Source organism: Pseudomonas sp. F-14 TE3482 (genome assembly GCF_053629455.1).
In genome coordinates, this window is sequence record NZ_JBRJII010000001.1 from 6,479,951 (window position 1) to 6,498,628 (window position 18,678).

Below are 18,678 nucleotides of genomic sequence, written 5' to 3' on the forward strand. Positions count from 1 at the left end.
CGGATTGTACCGGGCCTTGAGTAAAACATCAGCCTGCGACTAACTCCCGATCAGGTTTTCCCGCGCTTCATACGCCAAGCGTACCGGGGCGAACGAGCGGCGATGGATTGGGGTCGGCCCCAAGCGGGCCAGCGCTTCCAGATGAACGGGTGTCGGATAGCCTTTATGGCCTCCGATCCCGTAACCCGGATAAATCAGTTCGAATGCCGCCATTTCTCGATCACGGCTGACCTTGGCCAGAATCGATGCCGCGGCAATGGCCGGCACCTTGCCATCGCCCTGGATCACCGCTTCGGCGCGCATCGAGAGTTTCGGGCAACGGTTGCCGTCGATCATCGCCAGTTTCGGCTGAATGTGCAGCCCCTCGACGGCACGCTGCATGGCCAGCATGGTGGCGTGAAGAATGTTCAGTTCGTCGATTTCTTCTACTTCAGCCCGAGCGACATACCAGCTCAGGGCTTTTTCGCAGATTTCGTCGTAAAGCGCTTCGCGACGGGCTTCGGTGAGCTTTTTGGAATCGTTGAGGCCCAGGATGGGGCGGCTCGGATCGAGGATCACTGCCGCCGTCACCACCGCACCGCACAGCGGGCCGCGACCAACCTCATCGACACCCGCCACCAGATCTACAACCTCATCGACCAGCATAAAATCCAGGCCCAGCTGCTTGCTTGCTTTGCTCATTATGCTCTGCCAATCAGGTTCAGTACCGCGTCCGCTGCCTGATTGGAGGCGTCCAAGCGCAGGGTTCGGTGGATTTCGTCAAAGCCTCGGGTCTGCTCCTGGCCACCTTCGATCAGTGGCGACAGGGTCTGGGCCAAGGCCTCAACCGTCGCATCGTCCTGCAACAACTCCGGCACCAGCAGGCGCTGGGCCAGCAGATTCGGCAACGAGACGTAGGGACTCTTCACCATCCGTTTGAGAATCCAGAACGTCAGCGGTGCCAAGCGATAAGCGACTACCATCGGCCGCTTGTACAACAAGGCTTCCAGTGTAGCCGTGCCCGAAGCGATCAACACGGCATCGCAAGCAGCCAGGGCCAGATGGGACTTGCCGTCGAGCAAGGTCAGCGGCAGATCGCGACCGGCCAGCAGCTCTTCAAGCTGGGCCCTGCGCTGCGGGCTCGCGCACGGCATGACGAACCGTACGCCCGGGCGCATGGCGCGCACGCGCTGGGCAGTGTCGAGGAACAGCGCACCAAGGCGCCCGACCTCACCACCCCGGCTACCCGGCATCAGGGCGACCAGCGGCCCATCAGGCAAGCCAAGTTCGGCCCGCGCTGCGGCGCGATCAGCCTCAAGCGGAATCGCATCGGCCAGGGAATGGCCGACAAACCGCACCGGCACGCCCTTCTCTTCATAAAATTTAGCTTCGAACGGGAACAGCGTCAGCATCAGGTCGCAACCTTCGCGAATCTTCAGCACCCGCTTCTGTCGCCAGGCCCAGACCGACGGGCTGACGTAATGCACGGTCTTGATCCCGGCCCGACGCAGCTTGAGTTCGATATTGAGGTTGAAGTCCGGGGCATCGATACCGATGAACACGTCCGGCTTCTCGGCGATCAGATCTGCGACCAGTTTCTTGCGACGTGCCAACAGCTCGCGCAAACGGCCCAGCACTTCCACCAGCCCCATGACAGAAAGGCGTTCCATCGGGAAATACGACGTCAGGCCTTCAGCCTGCATCAGCGGACCGCCTACACCGATGAACTCGACCGCCGGATGCTGAACCTTGAGTGCGCGCATGAGGCCCGCACCCAGAATGTCACCGGAAGCCTCTCCCGCCACCAGCGCAATACGCAAATTGGCCATGATTAACGGGTGATGCCGCGGGTCGAAGACTGGATGGAGTCACGGAACACCGCGACTTCCGGGAACTGCAGCGAGGGTTCGGCCAGCTCGACAAGCGCCTGCTCGACCGTCAGGCCCTGGCGGTAAACCACCTTGTAGGCACGACGCAGCGCGTGGATCGCATCTTCGCTGAAACCGCGACGACGCAGGCCTTCGAAATTCATGCTGCGGGCTTCGGCCGGGTTGCCGAATACCGTGACGTAGGCTGGAACGTCCTTGCCAATGGCAGTACCCATGCCGGAAAAGCTGTGGGCACCAATGTGGCAATACTGGTGAACCAGGGTAAAACCGGACAGGATCGCCCAGTCTTCAACGTGCACATGGCCCGCCAACGCGGTGTTGTTGACCAGGATGCAGTGGTTGCCGATAACGCTGTCGTGACCGATGTGGGCATAGGCCATGATCAGGTTGTGATCGCCCAGGGTCGTTTCCGAACGGTCCTGAATGGTCCCGCGATGAATCGTCACGCCTTCACGGATGACGTTGTGGTCACCGATGACCAGACGGGTTTCTTCGCCCTTGTATTTCAGATCGGGCGTGTCCTCGCCTACCGAAGAAAACTGGTAGATGCGGTTATGCTTACCGATTCGGGTCGGGCCCTTGAGAATCACATGCGGCCCGATCACTGTCCCCTCGCCGATTTCCACACCAGCGCCGATAATCGACCAAGGGCCGACTTCGACGTCGTCGGCCAGAATGGCCGTCGGATCGATGATTGCGCGAGGGTCAATCAAACTCATAGTTTGCGTTCCGCGCAGATGATTTCAGCGGAGCAGACTGGCTTGCCATCGACCGAAGCCTGGCACTCGAACTTCCAGATCTGACGCTTGCAGCTGATGAAGCGCGCTTCGAGGATCAACTGATCGCCTGGAGTGACGGGCTGACGAAAACGCAGCTTGTCGGAGCCGACGAAGTAGTAAAGCGTGCCGTCAGCAGGCTTCACGTCGAGCATTTTGAAACCGAGGATGCCGGCGGCCTGAGCCATCGCTTCAATGATCAACACGCCCGGCATGATTGGATGCGCAGGGAAGTGACCATTGAAGAACGGTTCGTTGATGCTGACATTCTTGTAGGCGCGAATGCGCTTGCCTTCCACATCCAGATCCACGACCCGGTCCACCAGCAGGAACGGGTAACGGTGAGGCAGGTATTCGCGAATCTCGTTGATGTCCATCATTTCGGGGGGAAGCCTATGTAAAGATTGGGAGCGCGCGACTGACGCGCACTCCTCTAGCAAATCAAGGAGGCAGTCTAACGGCTGTGCACACTTGATATGGAAATGGTATCAGCCATCTGATGAAGCATTACCGCCAGGGGTCACGTCCCCTACACGCTTTTCCAGCTGTCGCAGACGTCGCGCGATGTCATCGAGCTGACGGATACGGGCCGCGCTTTTACGCCATTCGGCTGCCGGTTGCATCGCCGTACCGGAAGAATAGGAACCCGGCTCGGTAATCGAGTGGGTCACCATGGTCATCCCGGTCAGGAAAACGTTGTCGCAAATCTCGATATGTCCCACCAGCCCTACGCCACCGGCGAGCATGCAATGCTTGCCGATTTTGGTGCTGCCGGAGATCCCCACACAGGCGGCCATGGCAGTGTGATCACCGACCTGGACGTTGTGAGCGATCTGAATCTGGTTGTCGAGCTTCACACCATTGCCGATAACGGTATCGGCCAGTGCGCCGCGATCGATAGCGGTATTTACGCCTATTTCCACGTCATCGCCGATCGAGACACCGCCGATCTGGGCGATTTTCTGCCAGACACCTTTCTCGTTGGCAAAACCGAAGCCTTCACCGCCGAGCACGGCACCGGATTGAATCACCACCCGTTTGCCAATGCGTACGTCGTGATACAGCGTGACGCGCGGGGCCAACCAGCCGCCCTCGCCGATTTCGCATCGCGCACCGATGAAGCATTGAGCCCCAACGGTCACACCTGCGCCAATTCGCGCAGCACTTTCGATGACCGCAAAGGCACCGATGCTCGCCGCTGGATCGACCACTGCATCCGCCGCCACCACCGCTGTCGGGTGAATACCGGCAGGCGCCTTGGGTTTGGGATCGAACAAGTGGGAAACGCGCGCGTAGGCCAGATACGGATCCGGCACCACCAGTGCATCACCGGCAAAACCTTCTGCGTCAGCGGCCTTCAGCAATACGGCTGCGGCCCGACTGTCAGCCAGGTATTTACGGTATTGAGGATTTGCCAGAAAGCTCAACTGAGCTGGGCCAGCCTCTTGCAAAGTGGCTAGCCCAGTAATTGCTTTCTTCGGGTCGCCACGCAAGGTGGCGCCGAGGAACTCGGCCAACTGACCGAGCTTTATAGTCGCTGTCATGGGTTACTTCAGCTGATTCATGCGCTCGATAACCTGGCGAGTGATGTCGTACTGAGGCTTGACATCAATCACTGCGCCACGCTCGAAGACCAGGTCAAAAGCACCTTTCTTGATGACTTCTTCCACAGCGCTGTCCAGTTTCGGCTTGAGCTGCTTCAGCATTTCACGGTCGGCAACGGCCTTGGCTTCGTTCAGTTCCTTGGACTGGAACTGGAAATCACGGGCCTTTTGCTTGAATTCGAGCTCAAGACGTTCACGCTCGCCTTGTTGCATTTTGTCACCGCCAGCCATCAGACGGTCCTGGATACCCTTGGCGCTGCTTTCCAGGCTCTTGAGCTTGGTCAGTTGCGGGCCAAACTTCTTCTCGGCATCCACGGCGTATTTTTTCGCCGCGTCGGATTCCAGCAGTGCCATCTGATAATTCAGAACGGCAATTTTCATGTCGGCAAAAGCCGGTCCTGCAACCAGTACGGTCGCCAGGAGAACCAATTGAGTCAACTTACGCACGATGCACTCCTACAAAATCCATTGTCGTTATCTTGGGTCAGACGCTTAGAACGTCTGGCCGAGGGAGAATTGGAACACTTGAGTCTCAGCGTCATCCGGTTTCTTGACCGGCATCGCCAGTGCGAAGCTCAAAGGACCGAGAGCGGTAACCCATGTGACGCCGATACCAACGGAACTGGCCATGTTACTCAGGCTAATGTCGTTGCACTGCGTATTGGACTTCGAACCGTCAGCGTTCCTGGTCTCTTTGCACGTCGAGTCGAACACGTTACCCACGTCCCAGAATACCGAAGTACGCAGGGAGCGCTGATCCTTGACGAACGGCAGAGGGAACAGAACCTCAACACCGCCCTGGATCAGGACATTACCACCGAATGGCAGTGGATCCTGGTCAGGATCTCGAGACGTGCCCGGGTTTTTACCGGTACTTGGCGTACTGCGAGGACCAAGGGTACTGTCCTTGAAGCCACGAACCGAGTTGAAACCACCAGCATAGTAGTTTTCATAGAACGGCAGGCCATCGGTCGAACCGTAACCATCGCCGTAACCCAGTTCAGTGTGCAGGCGCATGGTGTAGTTTTCAGTCAATGGCTGGAACAACTGGCCACGGTAATCAAGCTTGAAGAACGACAAGTCGCTGCCAGGGGTGGTGGCTTCCAGAGTCAGGCTCTGGGAACGACCACGGGTCGCCAATACACCTTTGTTCAGCGTGGACTCGGACCAACCGGCCGAGGCCTTGAAGTTCAGGTAATTGTCGCCTTCCTGATTAACGAAGTCGAAAATCTCATCAACGGTGTATCGGCCAGTCTTGATCTTGTCCTGTTGCGCGGTCAGGCCGAAGGTCAGGCGCGAAGTCTCACTGATCGGGTAGCCGACGCTCACGCCCGCACCCAGGCTGTCTACGGCATAGCTGGCCACGTCGACGTCGAGGTCATCATAGTCGGTGGTGCGATAGAAAGCGTTGTAACCCAGGCTCACACCGTCAGCAGTCCAGTACGGGTCGACATAACCGAAGTTATAGCGGCTCTGGTATTCACTGCGGGTCAAACCGACGCTGACCTTGTTACCGGTACCCAGGAAGTTGTTCTGGGTGATCGAACCACCAAGGATCAGACCGGCACTCTGGGCGAAACCGACGCTGGCGGTAATCGAGCCGGACGCCTGCTCTTCAACGCTGTAGTTCACATCAACCTGGTCATCGACACCGGGCACGGCCGGCGTCTCGACGTTGACTTCCTTGAAGAAGCCCAGACGTTCCAGACGTGTCTTGGATTGATCGATCAGGTAAGTCGAAGCCCAACCGCCTTCCATCTGACGCATTTCACGGCGCAACACTTCGTCTTCGGACTTGGTGTTGCCACGGAAGTTGATGCGGTTCACGTAAGCACGCTTGCCCGGATCGACAGCGAACGTGATGTCGACCGTGTGATCGTCATCGTGAGGCTGAGGCACGCCGTTGACGTTAGCGAAGGTATAACCCTCGTTACCCAAGCGACGGGTGATCAGTTCGGACGTGGTGGTCATCAGCTTGCGCGAGAACACCTGGCCTTTCTGAACCAGCAGCAGGGACTTGATCTGGTCTTCAGGGACTTTCAGGTCACCGCTGAGCTTGACGTCACGAACGGTGTACTTCTCGCCTTCGTTGACGTTGACGGTGATGTAAACGTGTTTCTTGTCCGGGGTGATGGACACCTGGGTCGAAGCGATATCCATATTGATATAGCCGCGATCCAGATAGTAGGAGCGCAGACGCTCCAGGTCACCGGAGAGTTTTTCACGAGCGTACTTGTCATCGTTCTTGAAGAACGACAACCAGTTGCTGGTCTTGAGTTCGAACAGGTCGATGAGGTCTTCATCAGGGAAAACAGTGTTACCCACCACGTTGATGTGCTGGATAGCTGCAACGGTGCCTTCGTTGATGTTGACCTTCAGGCCCACGCGGTTACGCGGCTGTGGCACCACCTCGGTATCGACGGTAGCGGAGTAGCGGCCCTGAGCGACGTATTGACGCTGCAGCTCGTTACGCACACCTTCAAGGGTGGCGCGCTGGAAGATCTCGCCTTCGGCCAGACCGGATTGTTTGAGGCCCTTCATCAGGTCTTCAGTGGAGATCGCCTTGTTGCCTTCGATCTCGATACTGGCGACCGACGGACGCTCGACTACAGTGATGACGAGGACGTTGCCATCGCGACCCAGCTGGATATCTTGAAAGAACCCGGTTTTGAACAACGCACGAGTGGATTCCACCAGGCGACGATCATCCGCCTGTTCGCCGACGTTCAACGGCAAGGCACCAAAGACGCTACCCGCGGAGACCCGCTGTAGGCCATTGACGCGAATATCAGAGATAGTGAAGGACTCGGCGTGAACTTCGGCGATCATCAATACGGTGAGAACCGCAGTTAGCAGCAGACGTTTCATGAAGTCCTTTCTTATTCCAACTGGCAATAAAAACTGCCGCAAAATGCGGCAGATTCGCAATTCAGCGAAGCGTTACAGTCGGCCCAGATCATTAACCAGAGCAAGTAACATCACCCCGACCACCAAACTGATACCGATCTGTATCCCCCAACCTTGCACCCGATCCGACAAGGGGCGACCACGCGCCCACTCGATCAGATAAAACAACAAATGCCCCCCATCCAGTACAGGAATGGGCAACAAATTCAGAACCCCCAGGCTAATACTCAGATAAGCAAGGAAATTCAGGAAATCAGCGACGCCCGACTGGGCAGAAGCGCCCGCCACTTTAGCAATGGTTATCGGTCCACTCAAGTTTTTTACCGAGAGCTCACCGAACAACATTTTCTTGAGCGAATCGAGGGTTAGCACACTCATGGTCCAAGTGCGTCGGGCACCCTCGCCAATCGCAGCCACCGGACCGTAACTGACTTCGCGAATCATCTCTGGTGGCCAATCGACCGCTTTCACCCCGGCGCCCAGATAACCACTGGGCGATTTGCTCTCGCCGCGAGCGGCCAACGTCACAGGGACGTCGATTTGAGCACCATCGCGCTCGACGCGCAGCATGATTTTGGTATCCGGATGCATACGGACGATGTCGACTACCTGCTGCCAGTCGTCCAGCGCCTTGCCATCAAGGGCCAACAAGCGGTCACCCGTTTTCAGGCCGGCAGCCTTCGCCGGCCCTTTCGGATCAAATTCGGCCAGGACGGGCGGCAACGCCGGACGCCAAGGACGAATGCCCAGCGAGCGAATCGGATCTGGCTCCTCGGCCCCCTTGAGCCACTTGTCCAGCACCAGCTCACGGGGTGAGTCCACCGTGGAGCCCTGTTCGCGGACCAGCAATTGAATGGCACCGCTCTCGCCCAGACGACGGATCAGTTGCAGGTTCACCGCGGCCCAGCCGGAGGTTGGCTCGCCATCGATGGCCATGATTTCCTGGCCCGGGCTCAAACCTGCCTTGGAAGCAATACTGCCAGACTCTACCGCTCCGATAACCGGCCGCACCTGCTCGCTGCCCAGCATTGCCAATGCCCAGAAAAACACCATTGCCAATAGAAAGTTGGCGATCGGGCCGGCCGCGACGATGGCGATGCGCTGACGGACAGATTTGCGATTGAAGGATTGATCGACCTGGTCGGCCGGGACCTCGCCTTCGCGCTCGTCGAGCATCTTCACGTAGCCACCCAACGGGATGGCGGCGATGACGAACTCAGTGCCTTTGCTGTCGTGCCAGCGCAACAACGGCATGCCAAAGCCCACGGAGAAACGCAGCACTTTGACCCCACAGCGACGCGCGACCCAGAAATGGCCGAACTCGTGGAAGGTGACCAGCACACCCAGCGCTACCAGGGTGCCGACAATCATATAGAGCGCGCTCATGTACTTTCTCCGCAATCCTATCAGTGCTGCATGGGGCAACGTATTGCAGCACTTATCGCCCGTGATGGCTCAACCATTGCCCGGCCAGTACCCGTGCTTTCGCATCAGCCGTAAACACTGCCTCGAGATCATTCACTGCAACCACAGGCTCGAGGTTCAACACTTCCTCGATAATACTCGCGATTTCCAGGTAGCGAACCCGCCCGTCGAGAAAGGCCGCCACAGCCACCTCATTTGCGGCATTGAGCATGGCCGGCGCGCTGTTGCCAGCTTCGGCGGCTTGACGCGCAAGGCGCAGGCAAGGGAAACGCTCTTCATCGGGCGCCTGGAAATCCAGGCGAGCGATGGCAAAAAGGTCCAGCGGCGCAACACCCGAATCGATTCGTTCCGGCCAGGCCAGGGCATTGGCAATCGGCGTGCGCATGTCCGGATTGCCCAACTGCGCCAATACCGAACCATCGATGTAGTCGACCAGCGAATGAATCACGCTCTGCGGGTGAATCACCACTTCGACCTGGGACGGCGTGGCATCGAACAGCCAGCAGGCTTCGATCAGCTCGAGCCCTTTGTTCATCATGCTGGCCGAATCCACCGAAATCTTGCGCCCCATGGACCAATTCGGGTGGGCACACGCTTGCTCGGGAGTAACATGCGCCAGTTCGGCCATGGGCGTCTGCCGGAACGGGCCGCCAGAGGCTGTCAGTAGAATCCGACGCACCCCGACCGCGCCAAGTCCACGGGCGAAATCCTGTGGCATGCACTGGAAAATCGCGTTGTGTTCGCTGTCGATCGGCAGCAGCACTGAACCGCTTTTGCGCACAGCCTGCATAAACAGCGCACCGGACATCACCAGCGCTTCTTTATTGGCCAGAAGAATCTTCTTGCCAGCCTCGACCGCCGCCAGGGTCGGACGCAAGCCCGCCGCACCGACAATAGCCGCCATTACCGCATCGACTTGCGGATCGGAGGCGACCTGACACAAGCCCTCCTCCCCTACCAGAACCCGGGTCGACAGACCGGCCGCGCACAAATCGTCCTGCAAGCGTCGGGCAGCGCCAGATTCCGGCACGACGGCAAAGCGCGGCGAATGACGCACACACAGCGCCAGCAGTTCACTCAAACGAGTGAACCCGCTCAAGGCGAAAACCTGATAACGCTCGGGATGACGGGCAATAACGTCGAGGGTGCTCAGACCAATCGAACCGGTCGCTCCCAGCACGGTAATCTGTTGTGGGCGGCTCACGGTGCTGCCATCCACAGCAGCACGGCGAATACCGGAATCGCCGCCGTCAGGCTATCTATTCGGTCCAGCACGCCGCCGTGACCAGGCAGCAGATTACTGCTGTCCTTGATCCCCGACTGGCGCTTGAACATGCTTTCGGTGAGGTCGCCCACCACCGAAATGAACACGATTATTGCGGCACCGAACAGCCCCATCAGCATCTGAGCGAAACTCCAGTCCCGCACAAAACCGACGATTGCTGTAATCACCAGACTCACCAGCAAGCCGCCGTACACGCCTTCCCAGCTTTTGCCAGGGCTAACCTGTGGCGCCAGCTTGCGTTTGCCGAAGGCCCGACCGGAAAAGTACGCACCGATATCGGCCCCCCAGACCAGCACCATCACTGCCATGATCAGCCAGTTACCCAAGGGCTGCTGCTTGATCAGCACCAGGCCTTGCCACGCCGGTAACAGAATCAACAAACCGATCACCAGCTTGCAGGCAGCACTGGCCCAATGTTGACTGGACTGTGGATAGGTCAATACCAGGTACGTGGCCATGCCCCACCAGAGCACCGCAGCACCCAACACCCAAGGCGCGAGCCCCGGCAGGATGTGCATGAAAAACAGCATCAACGCGACCACAGCGGCATAGGCAAGGCGAATCGACTGAGCAGCGAAACCTGCCAACCGCGCCCACTCCCACGCCCCAAGCGTCACCACCAGCCCGATGAACAGCGCAAAACCGGACCCTTCGAGCAGGAAAAACCCGCCCAGGGCAATCGGCAGCAGAATCAGTGCCGTGATGATTCGTTGTTTAAGCATTAAACCCGGGCTCCAGCCTCGACCTGCTCGCTCGTTTTACCGAAGCGACGCTGGCGAGAAGCGAAATCGGCTAGCGCATTGCGCATGGCGTCGTGTTTGAAGTCCGGCCAGAACAGGTCGGAGAAGTACAACTCGGCGTAAGCCAGCTGCCACAGCAGGAAATTGCTGATGCGATGCTCGCCACCGGTACGGATGCACAAGTCTGGCAACGGCAGATCACCGGTCGCCAGACAGGTTTGCAACAGCTCGGGGGTAATGTCCTCCGGACGCAGATGCCCGGCCTGAACTTCACGGGCCAGACGCTGCGCGGCTTGCGCGATATCCCACTGACCGCCGTAGTTGGCAGCGATCTGCAGGACAAAGCGGTTGGCACCGACAGTCATCGCCTCGGCTTCGCGCATGGCGGCCTGAAGCTCCGGATGAAAACGCGAGCGATCACCAATGATGCGCAAACTGATGTTGTTGTCGTTGAGGCGCTTGGCCTCGCGACGCAATGCCTTGAAGAACAGATCCATCAAGGCACTGACTTCATCTACCGGGCGCTGCCAGTTCTCGCTGGAGAACGCGAACAGGGTCAATACTTCGACCCCGGCCTCGGCACACACTTCGATCACCGCACGCACCGCATCCACGCCCGCTTTATGCCCGGCGACACCCGGCATAAAGCGTTTTTTCGCCCAGCGATTATTACCATCCATGATGATCGCGACATGGCGCGGCACCGCGGACGGCGCAGTCTGCTTTGTCTTATCCATTAAAACGTGACCCTTATACGGCCATCAGGTCTTTTTCTTTCTGCGCCAAATTCGCGTCAATTTCAGCCACGTACTTTTTGGTCAGATCATCAATTTCGCCAGTAGCGCGACGCTCTTCGTCTTCGCTGATTTCCTTTTCCTTGACCAGATCCTTGAGTTGGCTGTTCGCATCACGACGGATGTTGCGCACCGCAACACGGGCATCTTCAGCGACATCGCGAGCCTGCTTGGTGAAGCCCTTACGGGTTTCTTCGGTCAGGGCCGGCATGGAGATCAGCAGCAACTCGCCGAGGTTGGTCGGATTGAGGTTCAGACCCGCGCTACCGATGGCCTTGTCGACGGCACCCAGCATGTTGCGCTCAAAGGCAACCACTTGCAGGGTACGGGCGTCTTTCACAGTGATGTTCGCCACTTGCTTGATCGGCGTGTCGGAGCCGTAGTACGGCACCATCACGCCTTCAAGAATGCTTGGGTGAGCCTGGCCCGTACGAATACGACCGAAGTTGTGCGCCAGCGACTCGACGGATTTTTTCATGCGCTCTTGAGCGTCTTTCTTGATTTCGTTGATCATTGTTGGCCTTCCTCGATCAGAGTCCCTTCAGCGCCGCCATGTACGATGTTCAGCAGGGCGCCGGGCTTGTTCATGTTAAATACGCGCAACGGCATCTTGTGGTCGCGGCACAGGCAAATGGCCGTCAGATCCATCACGCCCAGCTTGCGATCCAGTACTTCATCATAAGTCAGATGATCGAACTTCTCGGCATGCGGGTCTTTGAATGGATCAGCCGTGTAAACGCCATCGACCTTGGTTGCCTTGAGCACGACGTCAGCGTCGATTTCGATTGCACGCAAGCAAGCTGCCGAATCCGTGGTGAAGAACGGATTACCGGTACCAGCCGCAAAAATCACGACTTCCTTGGCATTCAGGTGGCGCATGGCTTTGCGGCGATCATAGTGATCGGTCACGCCAACCATGGAAATGGCCGACATCACGATGGCCGAGATATTGGCACGTTCCAGCGCATCACGCATCGCCAGGGCGTTCATCACAGTGGCCAGCATGCCCATGTGGTCGCCAGTGACCCGATCCATACCGGCCGCGCTGAGCGCCGCACCGCGAAACAGGTTACCCCCGCCGATCACCAGACCAACCTGGACACCGATGCCGACCAGTTGGCCAACTTCCAGCGCCATGCGATCCAGAACTTTCGGATCGATCCCGAACTCTTCCGAGCCCATCAGGGCCTCGCCGCTAAGCTTGAGTAGAATGCGTTTATAGCGAGCCTGATAACCACTGCCCTGCTGAGCCATTGCGAATCTCTCCTGCGGCGTATTTTAAAAAATTCTTTGCGGGCTGTTTGCAGCCTGCGTTCACTCTAGCTTGACGCTATCACAGCGCCATCGGAACACGGCTTTGTAAGCCAGTTCCGACGAGAAGCCAAATAAATTGGCATCCCCATCTGAAAAGAGGCTGCGCGCGTGAGCGGGCAGCCTCTTCAGGGCGACAGTTAAAAAACCGTCTTATTGCTTGGCAGCAGCCAGTTGGGCAGCCACTTCTTCAGCGAAGTTGTCGACCGGCTTCTCGATGCCTTCGCCTACTTTGAAGTAGGTGAAGGAAACGATTTCAGCACCGGCTTTCTTGGCCAGCTCGCCAACTTTGATTTCAGGGTTCTTGACGAACGCCTGCTCAACCAGGCTGGCTTCGGCCAGGAACTTGCTGATACGGCCTTTGACCATGTTTTCAACGATGTTTTCCGGCTTGCCGGCGATCTTGTCAGCGTTGAGAGTCAGGAACACGCCCTTCTCACGCTCAATCGCTTCAGCGGAAACTTCCGACGGCAGCAGGAATTCAGGGTTGGTCGCCGCTACGTGCATAGCGATGTCCTTGGCCAATTCAACAGTGCCGCCTTTCAGGACAACTGCAACACCGATCTTGTTGCCGTGCAGGTAACCACCAACAACGTCACCTTCAACGCGCGCCAGACGACGGATGTTGACGTTTTCGCCAACCTTGCCGACCAGTACCAGGCGATCAGCTTCTTGAGCTTCGATCAACGGAGCAGCTTCAGTCAGCTTGTCAGCGAACGCTTTTTCAACGCTTGCAGCAACAAATGCCTTGAAGTCGTCCTGCAGAGCCAGGAAGTCGGTCTGCGAGTTCACTTCCAGCAGAACGGCGGATTTACCGTCTTCTTTAAGAGCGATCGCGCCTTCAGCGGCAACGTTGCCAGCTTTCTTGGCAGCCTTGATGGCGCCCGAAGCACGCATGTCATCAATGGCTTTTTCGATGTCGCCGCCAGCCTTGGTCAAGGCCTTTTTGCAGTCCATCATGCCTTCGCCGGTACGCTCGCGCAGTTCTTTGACCAACGCTGCAGTAATCTCTGCCATTTTCAAATTCCTCTTGGATAGGTTTTCAACCATTCCACCCGATCGAACGGGCGTTCAATTCTTCCCGAACCACCCTTGTTAGCCGCTGCACGTTACAGATGATGTAGCTGCGCTGCTCACAAATGGTTTTCGAGGTGGCAAAAAGGGGGCCAAGCCCCCTTTTTGCTTACTGAGTCAACGCCAGGGCGTCAATTACTCAGCTGCAGCTGCCGGAGCTTCTTCAACGAACTGCTCGGTACCACCAGCAACGTGGTTGCGACCGCGGATTACAGCATCAGCCATCGAACCCATGTACAGCTGGATAGCGCGGATTGCGTCATCGTTGCCTGGGATGATGTAGTCAACGCCTTCCGGGCTGCTGTTGGTATCGACTACGCCGATAACCGGGATGCCCAGCTTGTTGGCTTCGGTAATCGCGATGCGCTCGTGATCAACGTCGATAACGAACAGAGCGTCTGGCAGACCGCCCATGTCCTTGATACCACCCAGGGAACGATCCAGCTTCTCAAGATCGCGAGTGCGCATCAGCGCTTCTTTCTTGGTCAGCTTGGCGAACGTACCGTCTTCGGCTTGTACTTCAAGGTCACGCAGACGCTTGATGGAAGCACGGATGGTTTTGAAGTTGGTCAGCATGCCGCCCAACCAGCGGTGATCGACGTACGGCGAACCGCAACGTGCTGCTTCTTCAGCAACGATCTTGCCAGCGGAACGCTTGGTGCCGACGAACAGAATCTTGTTTTTGCCCTGGGCCAGACGCTCTACGAAAGTCAGAGCTTCGTTGAACATTGGCAGGGTTTTTTCAAGGTTGATAATGTGGATCTTGTTACGCGCGCCGAAAATGTACTTACCCATTTTCGGGTTCCAGTAACGGGTCTGGTGACCGAAGTGCACACCGGCCTTCAGCATATCGCGCATGTTGACTTGGGACATGATAGTTCCTTAATAAGTCGGGTTTGGCCTCCACGTATCCCAATGACCAACCAGCAGCATCAGCTGAAGGCACCCAGGTCATCGTGTCGACACGTGTGTGGATTTAAGCTTCCCAGGGTATCCCCGGAAAGCGGCGCATTTTATATCACAAGGCAGAAAAAAACGGAACCCGGATTCTGAAAACCTGAGGAATGCTTTTAGCCCCTGCCTTGGAATCTCCCCAGAATGCGCCATCCTATAGAGAGAAGCGATGCACAGAGGCTCAGATTTGCGCTGATCGTCTGGTAGAATCGCGTTTTTCAGGGCTGCGAAGATCGCTCACGCAATGCCCATTTCGTTTTAGAAGGCGCCATTGAGCGCAGAGAGAGCCTGTATGACCGTCACCCTCAAAACCCCAGAGGACATCGCAAAAATGCGGATCGCCGGCAAATTGGCCGCCGATGTGCTGGAAATGATTGCCGATTATGTCAAACCGGGTGTCACCACCGAAGAACTGGACCGCATCTGCCACGACTACATCGTCAATGAGCAGAAAGCCATCCCTGCCCCGCTCAACTACAAGGGCTTCCCGAAGTCGATCTGCACCTCGATCAACCACGTGGTCTGCCACGGCATCCCGAACGAAAAACCGTTGAAGGATGGCGACACGCTGAACATCGACGTCACCGTGATCAAGGACGGTTACCACGGCGACACCAGCCGCATGTTCCACGTCGGTACCGTGCCGGTCTGGGCCGAACGTCTGTCCCAGGTGACTCAGGAATGCATGTACAAGGCCATCGAACTGGTCAAACCCGGCTGCCGCCTAGGCGATATCGGTGAAGTGATCCAGAAGCACGCCGAAAAGAACGGCTTCTCGGTTGTTCGCGAGTTCTGCGGGCACGGCATCGGCAAGGTGTTCCACGAAGAACCACAAATCCTGCACTACGGCCGCGCCGGCACCGGCATGGAACTGAAAGCCGGCATGACCTTCACCATCGAGCCGATGATCAACCAGGGCAAGGCCGATACCAAGGTGTTGGGCGACGGCTGGACCGCTATCACCAAGGATCGCAAGCTGTCGGCGCAGTGGGAGCACACCCTGCTGGTGACCGAAACCGGCTACGAGATCTTCACCCTGCGCAGCGACGATACCATCGCGCGCGTTTCGGCCTGATCCCGCCCGCTCCGTTCCCAGCCTTATAGAAAGGAAAGCCAATCGATGCCGCAGGTGGATCCCGAACTCTTCGACCGCGGCCAGTTCCAGGCTGAACTGGCCCTGAAGGCAAGCCCTATTGCTGCATTCAAGAAGGCGATCCGTCAGGCCCGCGAGGTGCTCGACGAGCGGTTCCGCAGTGGCCGGGACATTCGCCGGCTGATCGAGGATCGCGCCTGGTTTGTCGACAACATCCTGCAACAAGCCTGGGAACAGTTTAACTGGAGCGAAGACGCCGATATCGCCCTGGTGGCAGTCGGCGGCTACGGCCGCGGCGAACTACACCCCTACTCCGACATCGATCTGCTGATTTTGCTGGACAGCGCCGATCATGAAATTTTTCGGGATTCCATCGAACGTTTTCTGACGTTGCTGTGGGACATCGGCCTGGAAGTCGGCCAGAGCGTTCGTTCGGTGGACGAATGCGCCGTCGAGGCCCGTGCCGACCTGACGGTCGTCACCAATCTGATGGAAAGCCGCACCATTTGCGGCCCCGAACGCCTGCGCCAGCGCATGCTGGATGTCACCAGCACCGCGCACATGTGGCCGAGCAAGGAGTTCTTCCTGGCCAAGCGCGCCGAGCAAAAGGCCCGTCACCACAAATACAACGACACCGAATACAACCTGGAACCCAACGTCAAAGGCTCGCCCGGTGGCCTTCGGGATATTCAGACGATTCTCTGGGTGGCCCGTCGCGAATACGGCACCCTGAACCTGCGGGCCTTGGCGGGCGAAGGTTTCCTGGTGGAGAGCGAAAACGCCCTGCTGGCCTCGTCCCAGGAGTTTCTGTGGAAGGTACGTTACGCCCTGCACATGCTCGCCGGCCGCTCCGAAGACCGCCTGTTGTTCGACCACCAGCGTTCCATCGCCGGGCTATTGGGGTTCGAAGGCAACGACGCCAAGCAAGCCATCGAAAACTTCATGCAGCAGTATTATCGGGTAGTCATGAGTATTGCCCAGCTCAGCGACCTGATCATCCAGCACTTTGAAGAAGTGATCCTGGCCCCCGAAGACGAAGCACCACCACAGCCGATCAACTCGCGGTTCCAGCTGCACGACGGCTACATCGAGGCGCGTAGCGACAACGTGTTCCGCCGTACGCCATTCGCCATGCTCGAGATCTTTGTGCTGATGGCCCAGCAACCGGAAATCAAAGGCGTACGCGCCGATACCATCCGTCTGCTGCGCGAGAATCGTCATCTGATCGATGACGACTTCCGCAACGATATTCGTAATACCAGCCTGTTCATCGAGCTGTTCAAGTGCAAGATCGGCATCCACCGCAATCTGCGACGGATGAACCGTTACGGCATCCTTGGGCGCTATCTGCCGGAGTTCGGCTTCATTGTCGGGCAGATGCAGCATGACCTGTTTCATATCTATACGGTCGACGCGCACACCCTGAACCTGATCAAGCACCTGCGTAAGCTGCAGTACACCCAGGTGTCGGAAAAATTCCCGTTGGCCAGCAAGCTCATGGCCAAACTGCCCAAACCCGAACTGATTTACCTGGCCGGTCTTTATCACGACATCGGCAAGGGCCGGCATGGCGATCACTCGGAAATTGGCGCCGTGGACGCCGAAGCTTTTTGCCAGCGCCACCAGTTGCCGATCTGGGACAGCCGTCTGATCGTATGGCTGGTGCAGAACCATTTGATGATGTCGACCACGGCCCAGCGCAAAGACCTGTCCGACCCGCATGTGATCCACGACTTCGCGCAGACCGTCGGCGATGAAACCCGCCTCGATTATCTGTACGTGCTGACCGTTGCCGACATCAACGCAACCAACCCGACGCTGTGGAACTCCTGGCGCGCGAGCCTGTTGCGCCAGCTCTACACCGAGACCAAGCGCGCCTTGCGTCGTGGTCTGGAAAACCCGGTGGATCGCGAAGAGCAGATCCGCCAGACCCAGAGCGCGGCACTGGACATTCTCGTACGCGGCGGCAACGATCCGGACGATGTCGAGCAGCTCTGGGCGCAATTGGGCGATGACTACTTCCTGCGTCACACCGCCGGCGACGTAGCTTGGCACACTGACGCGATTCTGCAGCAGCCGGCCGACGGCGGCCCGCTGGTGCTGATCAAGGAAACCACCCAGCGCGAGTTCGAGGGCGGTACGCAGATCTTCATTTATGCACCGGATCAGCACGACTTCTTCGCCGTGACCGTGGCAGCGATGGACCAGCTCAACCTGAACATTCACGATGCCCGGGTCATCACCTCCAGCAGCCAGTTCACCCTCGATACCTATATCGTGCTCGACACCGATGGCGACTCGATCGGTGATAACCCGGCGCGGGTCAAGCAGATCCGCGAAGGCCTGACCGAAGCCCTGCGCAACCCGGACAATTACCCGACTATCATCCAGCGTCGGGTGCCGCGCCAGCTCAAGCATTTTGCGTTTGCGCCACAGGTCACAATCCACAACGATGCTCAGCGTCCGGTGACCGTGCTGGAGCTCAGTGCGCCCGACCGTCCGGGGTTGCTGGCGCGGATCGGCACGATCTTCCTGGAATTCGACTTGTCGCTGCAGAACGCCAAGATCGCCACCCTGGGCGAGCGCGTGGAAGACGTGTTCTTCATCACCGACGCGAACAATCAGCCGCTGTCCGACCCGTTGCTGTGCAGCCGCTTGCAGGATGCCATCGTCGAACAGCTGAGTGTCAGCCAGGAACCCGATATCAAACTGTCACGATTCAGTATCTGAACCAACAATTTCCCCCTGTGGGAATGGACTTCCTGTGGAGAGGGGGTTTGTTGTGGCGAGGGGGGGTTGCCTCACCACAACAAGCCCCCTGCACCGCATCAGCCCTCCCACATTGAA

The 18,678-nt window shown here is 57.9% G+C and carries 17 protein-coding genes; 2 read left to right on the plus strand and 15 right to left on the minus strand.

Annotated features, from left to right (window positions below):
• Nucleotides 1–39: 39 nt before the first annotated feature.
• The 15 genes from rnhB to rpsB form a co-directional block, all read right to left on the minus strand.
• Nucleotides 40–681: a ribonuclease HII gene (gene rnhB / locus AB7M26_RS29560; protein ID WP_063342641.1), complete on the minus strand. Its 642-nt coding sequence runs from the start codon at nt 679–681 to the stop codon at nt 40–42.
• Nucleotides 681–1,808 (minus strand): lipid-A-disaccharide synthase, encoded by a 1,128-nt coding sequence (gene lpxB, locus AB7M26_RS29565; RefSeq protein ID WP_123501166.1) that lies wholly within the window; start codon nt 1,806–1,808, stop codon nt 681–683. Before lpxB ends, rnhB begins: the two co-directional genes overlap by 1 nt.
• A gap of 2 nt (nt 1,809–1,810) precedes the next feature.
• Entirely contained in the window at nt 1,811–2,587 is a 777-nt protein-coding gene (lpxA, locus tag AB7M26_RS29570; RefSeq protein ID WP_063342640.1) for an acyl-ACP--UDP-N-acetylglucosamine O-acyltransferase, read from the minus strand.
• Nucleotides 2,584–3,024: a 3-hydroxyacyl-ACP dehydratase FabZ gene (fabZ, locus tag AB7M26_RS29575; RefSeq protein ID WP_008154051.1), complete on the minus strand. Its 441-nt coding sequence runs from the start codon at nt 3,022–3,024 to the stop codon at nt 2,584–2,586. The genes lpxA and fabZ overlap by 4 nt, the downstream gene beginning before the upstream one ends.
• A gap of 108 nt (nt 3,025–3,132) precedes the next feature.
• Nucleotides 3,133–4,188, minus strand: coding sequence for a UDP-3-O-(3-hydroxymyristoyl)glucosamine N-acyltransferase (lpxD, locus tag AB7M26_RS29580; RefSeq protein ID WP_123501164.1), 1,056 nt, complete (start codon nt 4,186–4,188; stop codon nt 3,133–3,135).
• Between the two features lie 3 nt (nt 4,189–4,191).
• On the minus strand, nt 4,192–4,695 hold the full coding sequence (locus AB7M26_RS29585; RefSeq protein ID WP_007907155.1) for an OmpH family outer membrane protein: 504 nt from the start codon (nt 4,693–4,695) through the stop codon (nt 4,192–4,194).
• Nucleotides 4,696–4,740: 45 nt separating this feature from the next.
• The gene (bamA, locus tag AB7M26_RS29590; protein ID WP_123501162.1) at nt 4,741–7,116 is read right to left on the minus strand and encodes an outer membrane protein assembly factor BamA; all 2,376 of its coding nucleotides are present in this window, start codon (nt 7,114–7,116) and stop codon (nt 4,741–4,743) included.
• A 72-nt stretch (nt 7,117–7,188) separates the two neighbouring features.
• The gene (gene rseP / locus AB7M26_RS29595; RefSeq protein WP_123501160.1) at nt 7,189–8,541 is read right to left on the minus strand and encodes a sigma E protease regulator RseP; all 1,353 of its coding nucleotides are present in this window, start codon (nt 8,539–8,541) and stop codon (nt 7,189–7,191) included.
• 52 nt (nt 8,542–8,593) lie between these two features.
• Nucleotides 8,594–9,784 (minus strand): 1-deoxy-D-xylulose-5-phosphate reductoisomerase, encoded by a 1,191-nt coding sequence (ispC, locus tag AB7M26_RS29600; RefSeq protein ID WP_123501158.1) that lies wholly within the window; start codon nt 9,782–9,784, stop codon nt 8,594–8,596.
• Nucleotides 9,781–10,587: a phosphatidate cytidylyltransferase gene (locus AB7M26_RS29605; protein ID WP_008070328.1), complete on the minus strand. Its 807-nt coding sequence runs from the start codon at nt 10,585–10,587 to the stop codon at nt 9,781–9,783. Before AB7M26_RS29605 ends, ispC begins: the two co-directional genes overlap by 4 nt.
• Complete coding sequence (uppS, locus tag AB7M26_RS29610; RefSeq protein ID WP_123501156.1) at nt 10,587–11,342, minus strand: polyprenyl diphosphate synthase; 756 nt, start codon at nt 11,340–11,342, stop codon at nt 10,587–10,589. The genes AB7M26_RS29605 and uppS overlap by 1 nt, the downstream gene beginning before the upstream one ends.
• A gap of 13 nt (nt 11,343–11,355) precedes the next feature.
• Nucleotides 11,356–11,913, minus strand: coding sequence for a ribosome recycling factor (gene frr / locus AB7M26_RS29615; RefSeq protein WP_007907979.1), 558 nt, complete (start codon nt 11,911–11,913; stop codon nt 11,356–11,358).
• Nucleotides 11,910–12,653, minus strand: a complete 744-nt coding sequence (gene pyrH, locus AB7M26_RS29620) for a UMP kinase (RefSeq protein ID WP_003172271.1) — start codon at nt 12,651–12,653, stop codon at nt 11,910–11,912. Before pyrH ends, frr begins: the two co-directional genes overlap by 4 nt.
• Before the next feature lie 210 nt (nt 12,654–12,863).
• Nucleotides 12,864–13,727 (minus strand): translation elongation factor Ts, encoded by an 864-nt coding sequence (gene tsf, locus AB7M26_RS29625; protein ID WP_123501154.1) that lies wholly within the window; start codon nt 13,725–13,727, stop codon nt 12,864–12,866.
• Between the two features lie 192 nt (nt 13,728–13,919).
• Nucleotides 13,920–14,657, minus strand: coding sequence for a 30S ribosomal protein S2 (rpsB, locus tag AB7M26_RS29630; RefSeq protein WP_007907989.1), 738 nt, complete (start codon nt 14,655–14,657; stop codon nt 13,920–13,922).
• Nucleotides 14,658–15,030: 373 nt separating this feature from the next.
• On the opposite strand from rpsB, the gene map reads away from it, so the two are divergent.
• Both map and AB7M26_RS29640 read left to right on the plus strand, forming a co-directional pair.
• Entirely contained in the window at nt 15,031–15,813 is a 783-nt protein-coding gene (map, locus tag AB7M26_RS29635) for a type I methionyl aminopeptidase (protein WP_095631674.1), read from the plus strand.
• Nucleotides 15,814–15,858: 45 nt separating this feature from the next.
• Nucleotides 15,859–18,561: a [protein-PII] uridylyltransferase gene (locus tag AB7M26_RS29640; RefSeq protein WP_123501152.1), complete on the plus strand. Its 2,703-nt coding sequence runs from the start codon at nt 15,859–15,861 to the stop codon at nt 18,559–18,561.
• Nucleotides 18,562–18,678: the final 117 nt, after the last annotated feature.